The organism is Pseudoalteromonas sp. S4741 (assembly GCF_005886135.1).
Lineage (GTDB): Bacteria > Pseudomonadota > Gammaproteobacteria > Enterobacterales > Alteromonadaceae > Pseudoalteromonas > Pseudoalteromonas tetraodonis.
Genome location: NZ_PNCN01000132.1, coordinates 31,127 through 50,495 on the forward strand (window position 1 = coordinate 31,127; position 19,369 = coordinate 50,495).

Sequence of the window (19,369 nt, forward strand, 5' to 3'; positions counted from 1 at the left end):
TAAAGGTAACTCCTATAAATACTAACACAAATAGAATATTGTATACAATATTCTATTTGTGTTAGTTCTCTTGTAATTTGTGAAGCTTAAGCAGTGGTGATTAATTTATGCCATAGTGTGATTAGTCTGGTGAACTGAATTAAACAGTGTCAATTATTGGCACCATTTACCTTGCTTTTGAGCAATTAGTAATAAGTGTGCTGCGCTCCATGAAAAGTTAGGCGCTCCTTGTTGCTCACCATTAAGCGGATTATAGTTCTCACGTATTGGTGCATTAGAAAGCAAACCATTGGCATGATTTAATAGCTTTTCACTTAGTTGCTGAGCTTGTTTGCAATAACCGTAATGACTCATACCTACTAACCCAAAGTAAGCTTGATCAAGCCATACACGTCCACGCCAATAAATATCCGCACCGAAAGCCGGGTTAGTCAGCGCAGCACTGCCAAGCGGAACGTAAGTATTAAACTCATTGTTATCAAGCATTGTTTTTACCACATCACTGGCCTGTTCCATACTCGCTACTTGATTAAATAACGGTGACCACCCTTCAGGACCTTTGCCTCTTTTTACTAAAGCCCTCCCAGCGCAACCATTCGCTAAGGGGGTATCTGCTATTTCAATGTCGTAGTAGAAGCCTGTATTTTTATCAAACATGCACCGATTGATATAATCCCTTAACTGAGCGGCTTGCCTTAAAAAGTAACTTGCTTGGTGCGGTAATTTAAGCTGCTTCGCTATTTTACTTAAATAACGGTTATCAGCAGCCATATAAGAGGCTTGATCCACAGATTCTTGCAATAATGAATACCCAACTAATGTACCTGTATCATTACGATTTTCTGCAAAACCAACATGCCAGTCACCACGAATCCCGCCGTTTTTTATATAACGATTTAACTGTTGATTATTTATAAAACCAAACACAGCAGCATCATCACGACCAGATTCCCAAGATGCGGCTGTTTGTGCCGGAACTTTAATTTCTAAGGTTGCTTCATCGCTTAGGTAAGTCCTATAGTTTTTTAAGCCACTTCTTGTTCGCCAACCTGCCGAGGTTTTTACTTTAAATAATAACTTGCCGTCACGAGTATTATGAGCTTTATCAACAGTGGCACCATACTCTGGCACACCGTTTTTATTATGATCACGATTGCTTAGCCACCATTCACGATAAGCAACTAGTTTAGGGTATATGTGCGCGAGCCACTGAGTATCGCCTGTATTTTCAAACACCTGCCACACAGCCCAAGATGCCAAGCTTGGCTTAGTATTACGCTCATTCCAATTTGTGCCGTCCCCACCGCGTTTTGCACTAAAATTATAGGCCACTAAGTCAGGTATAAATCCAGCATCCCATGGCCTGACAGCATCGTTTGGCGTTATTTGATGCTCAAACACAGCATTCAAATTTTGTTTAGCAAGCTCTGGATTAAATGTTACCAGTGCATATGCCTGCTTGTAGCTATCCCAAGGCCAAGTTTGATTACCTGAAAACCAGCGACCGGTAACGGCTGGACTAACGGTATCAAAACCTACTGCACCAGCTTTACTGCGCCAATTTCCAATTAACGTTTCAACACTTTTTACTGCAAGTTTTTGTAGAGCTGGTTGCTTGTTACTAATTGGCTGTGTGGCTTTATTTATATACTCTTGCCAACGTAATTTACTAAGTGATAAATGATGTTCGGGTTGCTTTAAAATTTTATCAATAACCTCTTTTTCACGTACCGCTTCTTGATTATTTAATAAATATGAATAGCTTGTGTAGAATGTACGATTGTTTTTTATGTGCGTTGTGCTTGAGTAACTTAGGTCGTCATGACGTGTTCTAACCGCTAACGTTTTTTTAAGCAATAACTGTGAGCTCCCCGAAGTGAGTATGTGTCCATGCGCCCTTACTTTGCCAAAACTAATCGCAATACTATTGTTGGTGACTTGCCATTGGGGATTTAATTCCGGATAAACCACAAATGGCGAACGCCCCTCTCTTTCAGTGCCATTGTTAGCACGTAAATGGTTTATAAGCTGTCCTGCAAAATGTAATGTAATAGGCTCTGTGGTTTTGATCTGTGTTTTAACTAATGAAGTGCGATTTGTCACAAAGCGCAAAGTAAGTATTATGTTTACCCCGTCACCGCTTAGCTCTTGCACTAACGCGCCGGGTAAGCTGTAAGCCCGCATTGCTAGCTTCACTTTATTGGCCTCATCGACTTTCAAGCCTTTATAAACAGTCAGCTTTTCTAAATAAGGTGCTATAAAATTTAAATACTCCTCAGTAACAATAGCAGGCCCGGTGAACGCGCCGGCGTTTTCACCTGTTGGTAGCAAATGTCCATGCCATGCGCCTAAATCAAAAAGAGGGCTAAAACGTTGATGATCGCCTTGCTCAAATTCCTGCATATAATATGGGCTGCCGGTTCTATTTATTAAGTTCTTATAATTAACCACCTCACTGGCAGCAGCCTTACAATGACTGATTAAAAGCACGGTGATTAAAATAAACAGATTTTTAAAAATCATTTATTTAGTCCTTTTTGTATCGCGCTAATAAATAAAAACCAAATCCGGTAACTAGTGCAATGCCTGCAAATAATAGCCACATGATTTCGGGGGACTTTATCTCTTTGACTAGGTAACCATAACTCCACCCAGACAAAAATCCAGCAAATAAAAAGCCTAATGCCATAGACACAAAGTAATAACCCATAAACATAGCAGCACTGCCTTTTGGAGCTATGCTGGCTACATACTCTTGGCTTTTTGGAGAGGTGAGCATTTCACCAAAAGCAATTAATAATATAACCGTTACCACTACTAAACCTCCCAATTGGCTTAGTAATACCCCCGCGCTCATTAATAACAACACTAAAAAAGCACCTGCTGTGACAATTAAACCGCTTATTAAGACAGATATAACTTTAAAATGCTGACATTTAACACTTACTATTATTTGTAACAGAACAATAGCTGCAAAATCTAAATTAATCAGGTATTCAGGGTTTACCTGTCGGTATTTAAGCCACTGCTGCGCCAATTGCATACTTTGCTCAGCCGAAAAGCTAGAAGCACTGGCTTGTTTAAAAAATAGCGCTATTTCAGCAACAGGAACATTAACTTTTAAGTGGACTAACTCTAGACGCACAGCCTCTAAATTTACCTCTTTGACTGGTGTTACACTATGAGTAGCAGCCAGTGTTTGCAGTTTGTTACTTAAAGCTTGAATATCAACATAAGCAAAAAAATCCACTGCTGATTGACCAAAGTAACTCAAGAGTACAACTAAATCTTGAGTATCAATATAGTCACGTATAAACAAAGGTAGAGTATAAAAAAGTTGGTTATATACCGTCCAAAACCCCGTTAATATTGCTAAATATAGTGCAAAACTACGATTGCTAACCCTCACCGGTTGTAGATACCATTTAGACGCTTTTTGCACGCTTACGCACTTATCCCATAACCAGTTCGCAGCTAACCAAATCGTAATTAGTGAAAAAGCTTGAGTGTATGTTAACCAGCTAACTCCCCCCGTCATTAAAATAATTACACTGGTAAACAGTAATAATGCGAAACGGCTGTTACCCAAAACATGTTGAGCTTGCTGTAAAACCGCTGCCGCACCTATGCTGCTACGTAGTTTACTGCTTGACTCACGGTAAAAAAGCAATGGAATAAAATTAATAACAATCCAAGATGCCGACATAATAAATACCGCATCCCAACTAATAGTCCTTAAATACCCAGCCACTAACGGGCCAATGAAGCCACCTAAATTAACCATAGTGTAAAAAATACCAAAGCCTAATCCTCGGTTACTGTCGTTAGTATTTTGACTAATAGTGCCTACTACCACAGGTTTAAAGCAGGATGCACCAAAAGCGACTAACATTAAAATCATAAAGAACGAATTAAAATCAGTCACTTGACCTAAGAAGTAATAGCTTGGCGCCATCACAACAAATGAGCATGTAAACATTTTTTTATAGCCATAGCGATCGGCAAAAGCCCCAGTGATCACAGGTAATAAATATAAAAAAAACGGAATTATCCCCTGTACTGCACCTCGCTCTGCATCACTAAATCCGACCCCCCCTTGTTCAATGGGTGTGGTCATATATACCGATGATACAGCAAAGAAACCATACCAAGCTAAACGCTCAAAAATTTCCATGGTATTAGCCAAATAGAAACCTAATCCAAAGCTACGCCAAGTTTGTTTATTTTTCTCGGTTCCCTGCTGTGCTGCTGATTGTAATTGTTGGTTATTATTCATAGTTTACTTTTTCAATTAAACACAGTATTTTATATTGCATACAATATACACTTAAAGCAAATAAAATGACAAAAATTATATCTCTCACATTATTAACTTTACTACTCACGGCCTGTCAGCCCACGCCTAATTCTAGTGCGAATAATAATAAGCCTAGTATTGGCAATATAAAAAGCAGCCCAAGTAAAATGCAAGCAAACATTACCGTGCAGGGCTATACCAGCACACTCAATAATATCGATATAGAGTTTTTAGGAAAAAAAATTCCATATACATACAGCGATGGCAAAATAGGAAATAGTCGGGGCTACAACTGGTGGGTAAGTAAGCACTTTGCGCTAAAAAGTGATCTACCTAAAGAAAAAGTCACGCTATACTTAGAGTTACTTGAAATGGCATACCCACATTATGTTGCTTTATTTGGTATGGCTCCCCCCAATATTGAGCGCCAACGCATTGCAGTTGTTTATGGTAGTAGTCGATCACGTGTACAAGAGGCCATGCTTGATGATGGTTTTTTACGTGGGGTACATAAAACTGCCGGTGGTGAAACCATGTTTTATAACCGTGCCGGATATAATTTCCCCAGCCACCGTGAGCACCACCAGCGCTATATAGTTATTCACGAAACCATGCATGCTTTTCATATGGCATTAAACGGCCATTCAACGTGGGCACCTAATTGGATCACCGAAGGTTTAGCTGATTCGATTGCTCACCATGTTTATGATCCTAAGCAAAAACAACTCACCGTTATGGTATTTGATCGCGCTCCAATGAATTACATTGAAACCGGTTTAAAACAATATTACAGTGCAAATAAACCTACAATTGAAGAAATAAATGACGATCCTGCACTAAAACGTGGACTTAATTTTTTTATAATTCATTACCTTTTAAGCTCTCCTGAACGGGCACAGTACTTTGCTCACTTTATTGAAGAGCTAAGACTGGCGAACCCACACAGCGAAGCCACACTTTCAACAGCTAACTCACTGCTTAAAAGTACTTTTAAAAATTGGTCGGAAATAGAACAAGGTTTTGCTGATTTTGTAGAGAATATCCAGCCTAGCTTCCATATTGTATCGGGCCCTTGGGAGCAAGACGGTAACGCTTACTGGCTACGTAACACTCAATCGACGGCATTATCGCGGTTAGATATTACCCCCCCCTCAACGGCTAATCACCCAGTCATGGACTTTCCTGCACCAAAGCCGAGTTCGCTCATTGATGTGGTAAATAAAAACCAAGTGGCCGCGTTAATCGAATTTGAAGCTGCTCAATTACATCGAGGAAACATTGGCATAGCATTACAAGGTAAGCGTAGCCAAAAAAACCAAAAATATCGCCGTACTTTTGTCGGTGAAGAGCAAGCAAGTGATGATCAATTACTGATGCTGCTTATTGAAGATGGCAGTCACTTAATTATAAATGCACAAAGCTACGATAACTTTAAAGCAAAGCAAATAGCCCTGACACCTGAGATAAAAGGTGCATTAATTGCAGATAAGAAACTTGCAATAAATCTAACGCTCGAGCAAACACAGTTACGCGTTAACTTACACGCTCAAAGTGACAGTAAAAAAGTAACCCAACAATTTTCTATTCCCCTGAATAAGCAAATGATTTCAACACTTAACAGCGAAAAGATCAGCTTATTAGGTCAAAATAACAACCATAAAATCACCCCGTACTTATTTAACCCTACCCCCACTCGCTTGGTGTCTGTCACAGCAGAGAATGCGCTTACAAACCCCTGGCTTTTTAAAAATTATGCTCTATTAAACCGAGTGTTTAAAACCTGCCAGCAACACGAGAGATTTATACCACAATGCGATCTTGAATTGAGTAATATTTTGGCAAAACTCCCCTCTATTGAGCTGCACGATGAAGCCAGTTCTGAACTAGAGTTCTTGGAAAATCAATATATAGCCACATTAAATAATACTGGTTTTAGTACTCTATCCGGGGTTAAATCTGATATTTATTATCACCAAAAAAGGCCTTTTTTAAGAGTGGTCAATCCAACTGGTTCCCCTTTAGAAATTACTGCACAAGTAACACTCATAGATAGCGCTGATAAGCTAATCAAAACTCATCAGCTCAAACGCAACTTGAGCTCAGGAACACATAATATCTCACTGCCAACAGAAATAAATGCTGAAAAGATTACTATTGCGCAAACTCTCAAATGGAAGTCGTTAACGCACCAATCTACTCTCTTAAAGCGAGTAACCCCGTTTAATGGCGTTGAGTTAAATATAGTAAAATCGAAAGAGCATGAAGACCATTGGTTAGTAGAGCTTAATTTATCTGGGCCTTATTCTGGAGATACAATTGGTGACATTATTCTAACCTCGACATCATTCGAGCAAGCCACTCCCGCAAAATCTCAACAGAAAAGTGTTGATTTAGCACCTTATGAACAAAAAACATACATCTTCAAAGTAACAAAAACTGACAAACCACAACAGATTTCTGTAAAGGCCATTTTAAATGTTGATGGTGAGCCTATTCGTCTTATTCAAGAGCTAACTTTGTCCTAAGCTTAACAATAGGACAAACGCCACTTTCGAAAGAAAGTGGCTTTAAGCTTCTCTTTAGATAACCATTATTTAGTCCAGCGTTAACTGAGTTGCTTCCTTTCTCTTCATACTCAGCCACCTATGCCCTAATTTAATTACCTTTCAATGTACTCATCAATATTGAAGTTGTCAGCTTTATCGACACTTTTGCAACGTAAGTACAATTGAATGTTTATTTATCAACTTTACATCCAAGTAGTTCAATTTATAAAAAAGATAAAGGGGTGTTTTGACTTTGAAGAAATGAGCCTTTGCATTTGTTTCTTTATAAAAAAAGAGCCACCAGAAAACTGATGACTCCATTATATAAAATACGTGAGATCACGCTTTAAGTTTATATATTAACTAACGACACCCTTGACTGTTAAAGTCGATGACTAAGCTTGCACCAGTGCTATTACCAGCTACTTTTAGGTAGCCCCAATATTCACTCTGGCCTGAAATATAAATACACTCTCCATTTCCGCTATTATTTGACTCAGCCACTTCGTTGTTACCATTTGGCCAACCACTTGCAGCGTAGCTTAGACTTAAATCACCACTACCATTAGCGGTGGTGATCGCAATACCATTTTGGCCTTGAACATCTGCAATGCTAAACCACATAGGATCGCTATTACCTAGACAAATTACTTCGCCATCATTTAAGCGGCCACGGCTTCGGCTGCCTTGACTAGCACACACATCTGGCACGTTAGAAGTCACTTGGGTAAATGATGCTGTTAACTGAACGTTATCAAATGCATTATAACCTCTAACCATCACATGGTATCGGCCTACTTGTGCAGGGTTTATAGCACACGACTCTTCGTTACCACCAATGTAAGGGCGACAATCATATATAGCTTCACTCGGTGCTGCTTCAAAACTTACATATAAATCCGCATCACCTGTACCACCAGTTAAATTAAACATAAGGTCGCTGGCGCCTGAAGGAACATCAAAAGTGAAATATAAAAATTCATCTTGAGCGCCACTGATGTTAATTGGCTGGCTATTCAATAGCACACCATCATCAACACTACTGTCAGCTTCGATAGTTGCTACTGTAGTGACAGTTTGGCTTGCACCTTCATTATCAACCACGGTTAATGTTATGGTGTATTCTCCTGCACTTGTGTAACTATGAGTAGGATTGGCCAGATTTGAACTGCTACCATCGCCAAAGTTCCATTGATAACTGGCGATACTACCATCGCTATCATTACTACCATTACTCGTGAAGTTAATATTGTTATTTTGCATGCCAGAATATGGGCCATTAATTTGTGCTACTGGTGGGATATTAGTGCTCGTACCTGCAACTAAGTCATCGCACCACTGTACAAATTCATTCTCATAGTTATTGGCCCACTCTACAGTTTTTGATTTATAGGCACTCCAATTACCAGTGCGAGTATGAGCCAACATGGCATCAAGTTCGTTGTTGTGACGTTCAAACATAAAGCGAACAGCTAAGTAACCCCAGCGATAAATTCGATCTTGATCAAATCCATCATAGGTGGTGTCAAAAATTTGCGCTAGTGTATAGCGCGAGCCATCACTAATAGTGGCTTTTGCAGCATCGTTGTTATTTAAATTAGCAACATACTCTGCAACCCCCTCTGACCACCAGACAATATCTTCTGTGGGTGCATTAAAGTCACCATATAAGTCGAAACGGCCATCTAAATAGTGAACATACTCGTGCTCTAAGTTCCATACATAGTGCTCTGCATTGGCATAACTTGCTTCATAAGCTATAAAATTAGCTTGGTTGCCAGCTACAGATGGGTCACCTTCTAAATACATACCGCCATTGTTAGTATTTATACCAAAGATAGCACCTGCGTACTTGCTATAATCGTCACTACTGTCAAAAATATTTACTTGTAAAAAGTTATTGTTGTCATCAGCAACAGGGGTGTTATTTGTGGCTAGCTTATTATGAAAAAGCCCTTCTTCAGCGCCCATAGCATCACATGCTGATGCATGTTGAATAGCCGTCATATTTTGCGAGCGAATTTTTATAGTACTACTACAGCTATAACTTTGTGACAACACTTGTTGAGTTAGTTCATCAACAAAGCCACAAATACCGTAGTCATTACAATCTGCGTAATAACTTACAGAATCAGCTGCTGCAAGCCATACTGCATCACCATAACCAAAACTGTTATAGGTGCTAAAAATAGCTTTCAAACCAGTATCAACACTTGCTTGTATTGGCGTGCCTGAATATTGTTTTAAACGAGCTAGTTCACTGGCAGCGTTAACAATTAAGTATTGTGCATCTGAGTCTATCATCCACTGCTTTTGAGTAAATGCGCTTAGCTTAGCAACTAAGTCAGTATCAGTGCCGATAGCGGTTACAAATGCATCATTCCACTGGCCACGATAAAGTAGCGTGAAAATACCATTAACAGCACTACGCATATTCCATTTTGCAGCATAACTCTCATTGAAGCGCGTTAACCACTGCTTTACCACGTTTAAGTAACGATGCTGCTGCTCAGCACTATCCATAGTTATGATAACTTCAGCAAGTGTTTTACCGTGTCCATCATTATCATCATAAAAGTGGCTATTGTTTACAAATGCATCTATAGCATCAACTACTGCAGGCTGTACCCAAGAACTAAAATTCACGTCACCGTTGTAAAACTCAACATAAAAACCCGCACGCAAATATAAAAACAGCGCTTCTAAGTCAACATCTCCACCACCAGCATAAGTCTGTGAGAGTGACTTAGCATGATTTGCAACGGCATACATGTTATCTGAGCTGTAAACTTGACTCTGAATAGAGGATGGCGCACTAAATAGTTCATTAATACAACTAGTACCTTGGCTCTTAAGTTCAGTGATAATTGCACTAGTGCTTGCACTTGCCATCGCACTTAAATCACAACTGACAACGGCAGCTTGGCTGCGCATCATAAATTGATTAAGTTGTTGTGGCTGCTTTTGCAACTCAGCTATAGGGGCTTTTTCATTATTTTGGTGATCTACACCGTGATGATGTGTGCGCTCAACTTCTGCATTTTTTGGTGTAAACAAGCGCTCTTGCAGGTTAGCTGATTGAGCTAAAGAGCTTGCTCCAAGTATAGGTAGCGCCAGAATTAATGTTTTAATTTTCATAATTTACCTTTGATAATTATTGTTTTCTCTATCCAACTCGGAAAGAGAAACACTTTTGTAACATTAAATCATCATTGTATACAATATATTTTATATTTGCATAACGGTGTAAGTAGATCCTGTTGATGGTTTGACGAAAGAAATAAGGTCTGAAGTTAATCTATATTTCAACTAAGAAAATAAAGTCATTAAATATTTAGGATGAGAAGTATGGCTAGAAAGGACAAAGCTGTAGATATGCGTATATGTAAATACACTCTAAATTTAAGATAAACTTTTATTACGCAAAAGTAACGAAATTGTCAGCTCTTAAAATTAAAATAGTTTTAAGTTGGCCACACTCAGGTCATCATTTGTTTAGATATTAGTATTTACTATCTAGAAAAGGAAAGGGACCAAATGGCGCTCTCGGTAGGGATCGAACCTACAACTTAGCCTCCGGAGGGCCACGTGATATCCATTTCACCACGAGAGCACATTTGTTGCTTCTACATCAACTCGCGATATCAATGCTTTAGCATGCGCAATAATAAAGGCATCTTTGTATAAATACCAGCATGATTCGTTTACATGTCTATAATTTGAGCTAATCACTTAACAAAAGGTAAAAAAAGCGCTATTTATTTATATCCTATAAAAAACAGTAACGCTTTAGACACATATTATCTATTATTGTCACTGGACGGAAAGATTAAATACGAGGAAGTAATTATGAAGTTAATGTTAACAGAACAAGTTGCTGAGTTTTTAGGAGTTAAAGTCGAGCGAGTTAAACGCCTTGCTCGAGAAAGCCTATTAATCGCTAAATCAGAAGATAATAACGGCGAAATGCAATTTGACGCTGATGAAGTAGCAAAATACAAAGAGCTTGCGGAACGCTTTGGCGGATTTTAACCCTCCATTAAAGCAATAAGCTCATCCAGTTGCGCGCGCAATACAACAACCTGATTGTTTATAGCGCGTTGCTCATACCAACCTATACATAACAGTAAATAAACTAACTGATAGCAATTGAGTTTGTGCATAGATAAATAAAATTGTTCTGATAGGGTGTGCGTTTTGTAATTGTTAAGCAGAGCCTGCTTGCCTGAAGCATCTAATTTAAAACTAACCGCTAACGCAGCAAGATCAAAATACACATCATTTGTTTGAGCATACTCAAAATCGATTAAATAAACACCTTGCGGGTTTACCACGATATTTTCTTTGACTAAGTCGTTATGGCAAAAGCCGCTATCTACGGGCATGTTGGCTATGCTTTTTAATGTCTTGTTTATGAGCTTTTCATACTGTTTAAACACTAATAAATGCTGATAGGCTTGCAATTCCAAAGCTATATTCATTGCCTCATTATTAGTTGTATACGCATGAAGCTTAACAAGTTTAGCCAGTAGCGGCATCGCCAAATAAGACTCTGCAACCTCTCCCTCTATATAGTTAAAAGCTGCGCGCTTATTTTGCTTATCGAGCCATATGGGAGCAGAGCAAACTTGTTGTTTACTGAGCTCATACTGAGCATGTAACCCTACTTGTGGCCAATACGATTTATAACACTTTAATAAATAAGCTTGGCTGTCAGTACGGATCAAAAAGTTATCGTTGCTTAGACCGTTAACCAAATACTCTGTTGCGGTTATTGTGCTCGGTACTAAAAACGCGCTACAAATATTAACTAACTGAGAATGCTGATTCATAGACTAAAGTTGCGCCATGGGCTTGGCTTGGCTTTGCTCGTATTCTTCGTACCACGTTTTAAACCCCCATGCTGCCATAACGGTATAAAATACAAATAAAACAAGGGTTGGGTAATAGCCTTTTTCATAGTACAAATACATAGAGGCCGCATCAATGACTATCCAATAGAGCCAATTTTCTAGTACTTTTTTAGCTACCAGATACGTAGTAACCACAGCAAAGCAAGTTGTGAAACTATCAAGATAGGCAAAATCTGCATGCGTATAGTTTTGCATTACATAGCCAATTGCTAATGACACTAATGTAGTGAGTACAATTAAAATAATATGTCGGTTTACCGGCCAGGATGTAATTAGTCGCTGCGCTTGATTAGCCTTGCCTTTGCGCCACACGACCCAACCAAACACCGCCATATACATGTAATAAAAGTTTAGTAACGACTCCATTAGCAGCGCGCCATTCCAATACATAATGGTATAAATAAGCGTACTAAAAAAAGCCGCAGGCCAGCACCATAAGTTCTCTTTAATGGCCAGTAATAAATACGCCATCGACAAAGCAACCGCAATATATTCCCAATGCGACATAGCAGTAAAACCACTGAGTATTTGCGTTACAAAATCCATCATTATAAAACGACCGTGTTTGTTAAGAGGTTATTCGGGAGATAAATCGCCCGAAATAAATTTACACACAAATATAGCTTTACCAAATTGCTCATATGAATGTTTAATTTCTGTGCTGATCACTTGCAAAACTAGATCATAATCACCAAATATTTGGGTTGACATCGTATTCGTGATCACTTTGAGTTCTTCGTAAGCATTAACTCTGTCGATAAAGCCTTTAATAAAAGGAATGTAATCTTGGTGGAGCGGGTATTTACTGATCTCTACTGATAATTTCATTTCAAACTCACCTTTTTAATTATTTGATTTCAACTAATCATTCAACGCAACTTAAATACAGTGTAAAATTACACTAACACTCAATTTAAATGAGCTCATTATGGCACGCAGAATTACCTACACTTTTAAAAATCAACCGCGCGAAATTAACTTCGCCAAAGATAAATACCACGATATGTATCAGGCTATTGCGGCTGCCGAAGGTATCGATTTAACTAACTACTTAAACATGGTACGCCAAATTGAAATGACCTCTAAAGGGTCATCGGCTGTGCGTAACTTTCGTGATCAAGAATTTGCTCGCATGGGCTTTAGCGATATTTACTTTATAAAAGAGTAACGATACCGATTAAATGAACATCACGATCATTCTAGCAATGTAAGCTTAATGGGTATTTTTAAAATAAATATTAGCGCTGGTACTCATAACTTACGCGCGGTGTAATATTACACAATAACTCGTAAGATATAGTATCAGCACATTGTGCAATTTCTTCTACCGGTAACTCGGGGCCCCACATCACCACCTCATCGCCTACTTTGATGCTATCAGCATTTTCACCAATATCAACACTGATCATATCCATAGAGATGTTGCCAGCAATACCATAACGTTTGCCAGCAATCACTACAGGGGTACCATGTTTAGCATGACGCGGATAGCCATCACCATAGCCCATAGCAACAACTGCAAGCTTAGTCGGCTGAGCACTTTGCCATCTACCACCATAACCAACACCTTGCGCAGCATCAACATCGCGAATTGCAATAACCTTAGTGGTTAAGCGCATCACCGGCTTAAGCTGATGATCTTTTCCAGAAGTGTTAAGCATTGGTGATACACCATACATCATCAAGCCTGGACGCACCCACTCGCCATGACCGGCAGGCCAAGCAATAATACCGGCCGAATTTGCTAAACAATGTGCTTGTTGTTTGCCTTGCACTAATGAATCAAACAAAGCAATTTGCTCTGCTGTTTTGGGATCATTAACATCATCGGCACTGGAAAAGTGCGTCATTAAATTGATTGCATCTTTAGCGTTATTAGTCGCTTGCAAGCGCTGATAAAAATCATTCAATTGCGTTGGTGCAACCCCTAAACGATGCATACCCGTATTGATTTTTAACCAGCAACTGATTGGTGCATCGAGCTTTGCATTTTCAAGTGCTCTGAGCTGGTTTTCATCATGGATTATAGTTTGAAAGTTATTGGCTAATAAAATCGGCAACTCATCTTGATGGAAAAAACCTTCCAGCAACACAATAGGCTTGGTCAGCCCGCCAGCTCGCAGTGCGAGCGCTTCATCTATTCGTGCCACTGCAAATGCGTCGGCATCATTAAGGTGCTGCGCTATTTTTACTAAACCATGGCCATAAGCATTGGCTTTTAATACCGCCATTACTTTACTGTTAGGCGCAAACTGTCGCACTTGCGCTAAATTATGAGCAAGTGCTTGTAAGTTAATTTCGGCAATAGCTAAGCGCATTAGTAATCATCATCTACAGCAGGCCCCGCGTAATTATCAAAGCGAGAGAATTGACCTTGGAAGGTTAGGCGCACTTTACCAATAGGACCGTTACGCTGTTTACCGATGATAATTTCTGCAACACCTTTATCAGTACTGTCTTCGTTGTATACTTCGTCACGATAAATAAACATGATTAAATCGGCATCTTGCTCAATAGAGCCCGACTCACGCAAATCTGAGTTAATTGGGCGTTTATCAGCACGTTGCTCTAGGGTACGGTTAAGCTGCGATAGTGCAACAACCGGACACTGTAATTCTTTTGCTAATGCTTTAAGTGAACGTGAAATTTCGGCAATTTCTAAGGTACGATTATCTGACAAGCTAGGTACGCGCATTAATTGTAGGTAATCGACCATGATCATACTTATCCCACCATGATCGCGAGCAATACGACGTGCACGTGAACGTACATCAGTGGGTGTTAAGCCTGAGGCGTCATCAACATACATTTTGCCTTTTTCCATGAGTAACCCCATGGTTGATGAAAGGCGCGCCCAGTCATCGTCATCTAGCTGACCAGTACGTACTTTGGTTTGGTTAATTCGGCCAAGGGACGCCAGCATCCTCATCATAATTTGTTCAGAGGGCATCTCTAGTGAGTAGATAAGTACAGGCTTGTCTTGGGTCATTGCTGCATGCTCAGCAAGGTTCATCGCAAAGGTAGTTTTACCCATCGATGGACGTGCTGCTACAATAATTAAATCAGAGGGCTGCAGACCAGTCGTCATTTTATCTAAATCAGCATAACCTGTGCTTACACCGGTAACACCATCTTGTGGTGACTGATAAAGCTCTTCTATTTTATCAACGGTTTTTTCAAGTATGTTGTGAATGCTTTGCGGGCCATCACTACTTTTTGTACGTTGCTCAGCAATTTTAAATACTTTGCTCTCAGCAAAGTCGAGTAAATCGTGACTTGTGCGCCCTTCTGGGTTAAAGCCTGCCTCAGCAATTTCATTGGCAACACCAATCATTTCACGCACAACTGCACGCTCGCGTACAATGCTAGCGTAAGCATCAATATTAGCAGCACTTGGGGTGTTTTTAGCTATTTCGGCTAAATACGCAAAGCCGCCAATCCCTGAAAGCTGATTATTTTTTTCTAAACTTTCAGAAATAGTAATTAAATCAATCGGATCGCCAATTTCAGCCAGTGCTGTCATTGCCTCAAAAATAAGCTTATGGGTACGGGTATAAAAGTCCTGTGACACAACAAGTTCAGCTACGCGATCAAATGCTTGATTATCAAGCATTAAACCACCTAAAACAGATTGTTCAGCTTCTATTGAATGGGGAGGAACTTTAAGAGTGTCGACTTGCTTATCTGGTTTGGCCATAACTTCACAGTACTAAAATTGAATGGCTCTATTCTATCGACTTGGCAGGGCTGTGCAAATAGCAAAGCAGGAAATCTTTCCTGCTTTTTGTAACTTAAAATAAAATGGATGATTATTGGCGCTTAAGTCCAATCGTCCCACTTATGGTATTCATTTCTACACTGGCATCGGTGCCATTAGCATTAAACTTAATTCCACTAGCTGGGCCATACTTGGCTTTTTGCACTTGGTCGCTCGTTAGCTGGTTGTCAATTTTACCGCTGGCATGGGCTTGCACTTCAAATTGTGCCGATAAATCAGCTGGAAAGTAAAACTCAGCATTGCCACTTACAGATTCAAAACTTACATCAGCATCACTTAAAAGGCGATTAATACGCACTTCAACTTCGCCATTTACAGTGCTTATTTGTAACTCTTTGATTGCATCGAAGGTAAGATTGATATCACCGTTTACGTTTTCTAAGCGAATATCATTAGCAGTCGAGTTTGATTTTATATTCCCATTAACCGCATTAAAACGAACTTCTCCGTTAGATTGCTGATCATCAATTGCGCCATTTACAGTTTCAAATTGCACTTTACCACTGAGGTTTTTTGCGTTGATGTCACCGTTAACACTAGTAAGCTTAATATCGCCGTTAAGATCATTTACTGTAATGGCGCCATTGACTACATCAATTTCAGTGCCTCTTTTTAACTCTTTTGCAGTTACCGAAGCGTTAACCCCAACATACTCCAGCGCACTGCTTTGAGGCATGAAAATAGTTAGCGTTGAGCCATTATTGTTATTATCCCAATTTGAAAGATCAGGCATTTTTACAATAAACTGAGTTTTATTACCCTGTGTTTTAAGAGTGTAGCCTTGTGCTTTATCGTCAAGCTCGCCGCTCACTTTAAATTGATTTTTCTCCCAGCCCATAATATTTACATTGCCGCGCTGATTTTCTATATGAATAACGCCACCGTTTGGTACTTCAATTTGTTGTTCTATTTTTTCACCGGCAAATACAGCCATTGGTAATAAAGCTATTCCAAGTATTATTGCTTTCATTTATTTCTCCTAGATTTGTTGCCAACGCGGTGCATGCACCTTGTTAATTAAGTCGAGTTGTTGTTGATATACTTGCGCTAACATGGACAGTAGCGCCTTATTTTGTGGTTCATTTTCAAGTGTTTGCTTTATAGCCTGCTCAGCATCTTCAAGTTCTTTTAGCTGCACTTGCCAGTTATCTGTTAGTGCCGCTTGGCTTTGGTATTGAACAAGTAAACTTTGTTTTTGCTTAGTAAAAAAATCACTCATCGCCACAGCGGTATTTGTCTCTGGAGATGTAAAAAACACCATAGTGCTAACCAAAGCAGCCACACAACATGCCGCAATGGCAGTTAGCTTCGGCCAAACTACACTCTTAACTGTACTTGCCTGCTTATTAGTCATTATGGCGCGCTCAATCCCATCCCAGAGCTCTTTATCGGGTGTTATATTTTTATTTAATTGTGTTAGCGACTCATTTAAGTAGTCATCAAAATTTGTTTTACTCATTTTCGTACCACTGTTTTAATAATTGCCTTGCACGATGATATTGCGCCTTACTAGAGCCTACAGCCATGCCTAGCAAGGTTGCTATTTCTTCATGCCTATAACCTTCAACGGCATACAGTACAAATACCATTCTTGCACGCTCAGGCAGCCTAACGATTAATTTATCTAAGCCATTTAAGCCATTGCAGTCATTTGCAGATTGCTCATCCATACCGCTTTGTTCAAAGCTAATAACTTTATTAAACCAATGTTTTTGCTTACGCACATAGCTAATAGCAATATTACTGGTGACACTGTAAAGCCAGGTAGAAAATTGCGAACGCCCATCAAACTGCGCTATTTTGTGCCATACCTGTACAAATACTTCTTGAGTTGCATCTTGCGCATGCCCCTCATCGGCTATTAGCCTCAGGCATAAGCCATAAACTTTTGCTTTATGCATGTCATAGAGCGCTTTATAGGCTAACTGGTCGCCGTTTTTAACTTGATCAATAAGCATTTGCTGCACTTGATCAGTTATTGGCTGATTAGCGTCCATTAACATCGCAAATTTTTCCTGTTTATAATTATGTAATTGCAATTTAACTTATTAGACGCGAGGAGAAATAGAAAGGTTTAAATGAAATAAATTTTTTTGAAAATAAAGGTTTAACTTAGAAAAGTGTTTGATTTAATCCACAGCAAACAATTTATTGTTTTGAATTACAAATTTTAGATACAAAAAAACCGTGCAAAGCACGGTTTTTTTTAACTTAATTTTAAAAATTAAGCTTCAGCAATAACGATTACTTTAATAGTAGCTGTTACGTCTGAGTGTACTGCGATTGCAACATCAAATTCGCCAGTCTCACGGATAGTACCTAGAGGTAAACGAACTTCTGATTTAGCAACTTCAACACCAACAGCTGAGATAGCGTCAGCGATGTCACGAGTACCGATTGAACCGAATAATTTACCTTCGTCACCAGCTTTAGATACTAATGTAACTTCTGCTAATGCTTCAAGTTTGTCAGCGCGTGCTTGTGCTGCAGTTAACTGTTCAGCGATTTTTGCTTCTAGTTCTGCGCGACGTGCGTCAAACGTTTCAATGTTTGCTTTAGTTGCAGGAACTGCCTTACCTTGTGGGAAAAGGAAGTTACGTGCGAAGCCAGATTTAACAACAACCTGGTCACCTAGGCCACCTAGGTTAGCGATCTTATCTAGTAGAATAACTTGCATGTTTCTACACCTTTTAAAAACGTGTTAATCCGCTGCTTACTTATGTAAGTCAGTGTATGGAAGAAGGGCTAAGTAGCGAGCACGCTTAATAGCAGTTGCTAGCTGGCGCTGGTATTTAGCGCTAGTACCTGTGATACGGCTAGGTACGATTTTGCCACTTTCTGTAACATAGTTTCTAAGAGTAGCTAGATCTTTGTAATCGATTTGTTGTACGCCTTCCGCTTTAAAGCGGCAGAACTTACGACGTCTGAAATAACGTGCCATGAGATTAATTCCTCAAATAATTCTTTCTATATGCTGAGCATGCAAAACCAATTGGCTAAGGCCGTTACGACCTTCGTGGCGATTTAAAAAACCACTCACTTGCAATGCCTGCCCAACGTGCAAATGTTGAGTCTGTTGTTGCATTTGCTTACCACTGGCTACCACCCGAAGCCTCACATAACTATTACGGTTAAGATCTGCTTCAACTTGCATTGATTTATGTTCTACAACAAAAATACAATGCGGTATACCCGCGGGGCTTTGGCTAAACTTGGGTGTTTTACAAACAACCCCCGATATAACCAGCTGATTCGTATATGGGCTAACCATTATAGTAACTGCTGACTACGTGCCATGCTAGGACTCAAAACAATTAAGCAGCTGGTGCTTCTTTCTTCTCTTCTCTTACAAGAGGAGACGCTTCAGTTACAGCGTTTTTAGTACGCATAACTAAGTTACGAAGCACTGCATCGTTGTAGCGGAAAGTAGTTTCTAGCTCGCTGATTACTTCAGTTGGTGCTTCAACGTTCATAAGAACATAATGAGCTTTATGAAGCTTGTTGATTGGGTAAGCCAGTTGACGACGGCCCCAGTCTTCAAGACGGTGGATAGTACCACCTGCTTCAGTGATAGAACCAGTATAACGTTCGATCATACCAGCAACTTGCTCACTCTGATCAGGGTGAACCATGAATACGATTTCGTAATGACGCATGGATATTCCTTACGGTTAATAGAGCCTTCTACCGTTTCGGCCGGTCGGTTTAAGGCAAGGAATTAATAATTTAAAAGCCGAAATGAGCGCGCATTTTACGCCTAGTAGGATAATTAAGCAAGCAGGTTTTTTAAGCTTTGATAGATAAGCGTTAAAGACTTCGGGCTTCGGGCTTCGGG

The 19,369-nt window shown here is 39.6% G+C and carries 18 protein-coding genes and 1 tRNA gene; 3 read left to right on the forward strand and 16 right to left on the reverse strand.

Features of this window, described 5'->3' with window-relative positions:
* Positions 1-153: 153 nt before the first annotated feature.
* Both ygjK and CWC30_RS15740 read right to left on the reverse strand, forming a co-directional pair.
* Positions 154-2,523 (reverse strand): alpha-glucosidase, encoded by a 2,370-nt coding sequence (ygjK, locus tag CWC30_RS15735; RefSeq protein ID WP_138627566.1) that lies wholly within the window; start codon positions 2,521-2,523, stop codon positions 154-156.
* Between the two features lie 4 nt (positions 2,524-2,527).
* A complete protein-coding gene (locus CWC30_RS15740; RefSeq protein WP_138627567.1) occupies positions 2,528-4,276 on the reverse strand; it encodes an MFS transporter in 1,749 nt (582 codons plus the stop codon).
* A gap of 65 nt (positions 4,277-4,341) precedes the next feature.
* On the opposite strand from CWC30_RS15740, the gene CWC30_RS15745 reads away from it, so the two are divergent.
* On the forward strand, positions 4,342-6,822 hold the full coding sequence (locus CWC30_RS15745; protein ID WP_138627568.1) for a hypothetical protein: 2,481 nt from the start codon (positions 4,342-4,344) through the stop codon (positions 6,820-6,822).
* Positions 6,823-7,206: 384 nt separating this feature from the next.
* Here CWC30_RS15745 and CWC30_RS15750 read toward each other — a convergent pair whose 3' ends face one another.
* Both CWC30_RS15750 and CWC30_RS15755 read right to left on the reverse strand, forming a co-directional pair.
* Positions 7,207-9,981 (reverse strand): collagenase, encoded by a 2,775-nt coding sequence (locus CWC30_RS15750; RefSeq protein ID WP_171034738.1) that lies wholly within the window; start codon positions 9,979-9,981, stop codon positions 7,207-7,209.
* A gap of 400 nt (positions 9,982-10,381) precedes the next feature.
* Positions 10,382-10,456, reverse strand: a tRNA-Arg gene (locus CWC30_RS15755).
* 236 nt (positions 10,457-10,692) lie between these two features.
* On the opposite strand from CWC30_RS15755, the gene CWC30_RS15760 reads away from it, so the two are divergent.
* Positions 10,693-10,875: a helix-turn-helix domain-containing protein gene (locus CWC30_RS15760; protein ID WP_138627570.1), complete on the forward strand. Its 183-nt coding sequence runs from the start codon at positions 10,693-10,695 to the stop codon at positions 10,873-10,875.
* Here the strand turns inward: CWC30_RS15760 and CWC30_RS15765 are convergent.
* From CWC30_RS15765 to CWC30_RS15775, 3 genes are read right to left on the reverse strand one after another with little or no spacing between them, the layout of a single operon-like run.
* On the reverse strand, positions 10,872-11,675 hold the full coding sequence (locus tag CWC30_RS15765; protein WP_069439268.1) for a phosphotransferase family protein: 804 nt from the start codon (positions 11,673-11,675) through the stop codon (positions 10,872-10,874). The genes CWC30_RS15760 and CWC30_RS15765 overlap by 4 nt on opposite strands.
* A gap of 3 nt (positions 11,676-11,678) precedes the next feature.
* The gene (gene pnuC / locus CWC30_RS15770) at positions 11,679-12,302 is read right to left on the reverse strand and encodes a nicotinamide riboside transporter PnuC (protein WP_013464158.1); all 624 of its coding nucleotides are present in this window, start codon (positions 12,300-12,302) and stop codon (positions 11,679-11,681) included.
* A 30-nt stretch (positions 12,303-12,332) separates the two neighbouring features.
* Entirely contained in the window at positions 12,333-12,584 is a 252-nt protein-coding gene (locus CWC30_RS15775) for a hypothetical protein (protein ID WP_138627571.1), read from the reverse strand.
* A gap of 100 nt (positions 12,585-12,684) precedes the next feature.
* Between CWC30_RS15775 and CWC30_RS15780 the strand changes: the two genes are divergently transcribed.
* Positions 12,685-12,924 (forward strand): DUF2960 domain-containing protein, encoded by a 240-nt coding sequence (locus tag CWC30_RS15780; RefSeq protein WP_004588463.1) that lies wholly within the window; start codon positions 12,685-12,687, stop codon positions 12,922-12,924.
* Between the two features lie 70 nt (positions 12,925-12,994).
* On the opposite strand, the gene alr is transcribed toward CWC30_RS15780, so the two are convergent.
* From alr to rpsF, 9 genes are all read right to left on the reverse strand, one after another.
* A complete protein-coding gene (alr, locus tag CWC30_RS15785; RefSeq protein WP_036980054.1) occupies positions 12,995-14,074 on the reverse strand; it encodes an alanine racemase in 1,080 nt (359 codons plus the stop codon).
* Positions 14,074-15,453, reverse strand: coding sequence for a replicative DNA helicase (gene dnaB / locus CWC30_RS15790; protein WP_016900130.1), 1,380 nt, complete (start codon positions 15,451-15,453; stop codon positions 14,074-14,076). The genes alr and dnaB overlap by 1 nt, the downstream gene beginning before the upstream one ends.
* Before the next feature lie 112 nt (positions 15,454-15,565).
* Positions 15,566-16,504 carry a DUF4097 family beta strand repeat-containing protein gene (locus CWC30_RS15795; protein WP_138627572.1) on the reverse strand — a complete coding sequence of 313 codons (939 nt, stop codon included), beginning with the start codon at positions 16,502-16,504 and terminating at the stop codon, positions 15,566-15,568.
* 9 nt (positions 16,505-16,513) lie between these two features.
* On the reverse strand, positions 16,514-16,993 hold the full coding sequence (locus CWC30_RS15800) for a hypothetical protein (protein ID WP_036980058.1): 480 nt from the start codon (positions 16,991-16,993) through the stop codon (positions 16,514-16,516).
* Positions 16,986-17,537: an RNA polymerase sigma factor gene (locus CWC30_RS15805; RefSeq protein ID WP_036980059.1), complete on the reverse strand. Its 552-nt coding sequence runs from the start codon at positions 17,535-17,537 to the stop codon at positions 16,986-16,988. The genes CWC30_RS15800 and CWC30_RS15805 overlap by 8 nt, the downstream gene beginning before the upstream one ends.
* A 221-nt stretch (positions 17,538-17,758) precedes the next feature.
* Positions 17,759-18,211: a 50S ribosomal protein L9 gene (gene rplI, locus CWC30_RS15810; protein WP_008110407.1), complete on the reverse strand. Its 453-nt coding sequence runs from the start codon at positions 18,209-18,211 to the stop codon at positions 17,759-17,761.
* Positions 18,212-18,247: 36 nt separating this feature from the next.
* Complete coding sequence (gene rpsR, locus CWC30_RS15815; RefSeq protein WP_002962753.1) at positions 18,248-18,475, reverse strand: 30S ribosomal protein S18; 228 nt, start codon at positions 18,473-18,475, stop codon at positions 18,248-18,250.
* Between the two features lie 12 nt (positions 18,476-18,487).
* Positions 18,488-18,805, reverse strand: coding sequence for a primosomal replication protein N (gene priB / locus CWC30_RS15820; RefSeq protein ID WP_138627573.1), 318 nt, complete (start codon positions 18,803-18,805; stop codon positions 18,488-18,490).
* Positions 18,806-18,848: 43 nt separating this feature from the next.
* The gene (gene rpsF, locus CWC30_RS15825; protein WP_036980061.1) at positions 18,849-19,190 is read right to left on the reverse strand and encodes a 30S ribosomal protein S6; all 342 of its coding nucleotides are present in this window, start codon (positions 19,188-19,190) and stop codon (positions 18,849-18,851) included.
* Positions 19,191-19,369 lie beyond the last annotated feature (179 nt).

Bases quoted from the DNA above. Each gene is read 5' to 3' on its own strand.
- CWC30_RS15750 (WP_171034738.1), bottom strand. From the start codon at position 9,981: ATGAAAATTAAAACATTAATTCTGGCGCTACCTATACTTGGAGCAAGC.
- CWC30_RS15775 (WP_138627571.1), bottom strand. From the start codon at position 12,584: ATGAAATTATCAGTAGAGATCAGTAAATACCCGCTCCACCAAGATTAC.
- CWC30_RS15760 (WP_138627570.1), top strand. From the start codon at position 10,693: ATGAAGTTAATGTTAACAGAACAAGTTGCTGAGTTTTTAGGAGTTAAA.
- CWC30_RS15745 (WP_138627568.1), top strand. From the start codon at position 4,342: ATGACAAAAATTATATCTCTCACATTATTAACTTTACTACTCACGGCC.
- pnuC (WP_013464158.1), bottom strand. From the start codon at position 12,302: ATGGATTTTGTAACGCAAATACTCAGTGGTTTTACTGCTATGTCGCAT.
- priB (WP_138627573.1), bottom strand. From the start codon at position 18,805: ATGGTTAGCCCATATACGAATCAGCTGGTTATATCGGGGGTTGTTTGT.
- CWC30_RS15740 (WP_138627567.1), bottom strand. From the start codon at position 4,276: ATGAATAATAACCAACAATTACAATCAGCAGCACAGCAGGGAACCGAG.
- rplI (WP_008110407.1), bottom strand. From the start codon at position 18,211: ATGCAAGTTATTCTACTAGATAAGATCGCTAACCTAGGTGGCCTAGGT.
- CWC30_RS15800 (WP_036980058.1), bottom strand. From the start codon at position 16,993: ATGAGTAAAACAAATTTTGATGACTACTTAAATGAGTCGCTAACACAA.
- CWC30_RS15795 (WP_138627572.1), bottom strand. From the start codon at position 16,504: ATGAAAGCAATAATACTTGGAATAGCTTTATTACCAATGGCTGTATTT.
- CWC30_RS15765 (WP_069439268.1), bottom strand. From the start codon at position 11,675: ATGAATCAGCATTCTCAGTTAGTTAATATTTGTAGCGCGTTTTTAGTA.
- dnaB (WP_016900130.1), bottom strand. From the start codon at position 15,453: ATGGCCAAACCAGATAAGCAAGTCGACACTCTTAAAGTTCCTCCCCAT.
- rpsF (WP_036980061.1), bottom strand. From the start codon at position 19,190: ATGCGTCATTACGAAATCGTATTCATGGTTCACCCTGATCAGAGTGAG.
- rpsR (WP_002962753.1), bottom strand. From the start codon at position 18,475: ATGGCACGTTATTTCAGACGTCGTAAGTTCTGCCGCTTTAAAGCGGAA.
- CWC30_RS15780 (WP_004588463.1), top strand. From the start codon at position 12,685: ATGGCACGCAGAATTACCTACACTTTTAAAAATCAACCGCGCGAAATT.
- alr (WP_036980054.1), bottom strand. From the start codon at position 14,074: ATGCGCTTAGCTATTGCCGAAATTAACTTACAAGCACTTGCTCATAAT.
- CWC30_RS15805 (WP_036980059.1), bottom strand. From the start codon at position 17,537: ATGTTAATGGACGCTAATCAGCCAATAACTGATCAAGTGCAGCAAATG.
- ygjK (WP_138627566.1), bottom strand. From the start codon at position 2,523: ATGATTTTTAAAAATCTGTTTATTTTAATCACCGTGCTTTTAATCAGT.